The sequence below is a fragment of the Pseudomonas sp. RGM2987 genome (assembly GCF_022952855.1).
In the GTDB taxonomy this organism is placed as follows: Bacteria; Pseudomonadota; Gammaproteobacteria; order Pseudomonadales; family Pseudomonadaceae; genus Aquipseudomonas.
Map to the genome: position 1 here is coordinate 1 of NZ_JALJDX010000004.1, position 255 is coordinate 255.

At 57.3% G+C, this 255-nt stretch carries 1 rRNA gene; it reads left to right on the plus strand.

From position 1 onward, the window contains the following. A 16S ribosomal RNA gene (locus RGM2987_RS00010) occupies nt 1-255 on the plus strand; the annotation flags it as partial.

Consider the following 255-nt stretch of genomic DNA (forward strand, 5'->3'; position numbering starts at 1 on the left):
TGCCGGTGACAAACCGGAGGAAGGTGGGGATGACGTCAAGTCATCATGGCCCTTACGGCCTGGGCTACACACGTGCTACAATGGTCGGTACAGAGGGTTGCCAAGCCGCGAGGTGGAGCTAATCCCACAAAACCGATCGTAGTCCGGATCGCAGTCTGCAACTCGACTGCGTGAAGTCGGAATCGCTAGTAATCGCGAATCAGAATGTCGCGGTGAATACGTTCCCGGGCCTTGTACACACCGCCCGTCACACCA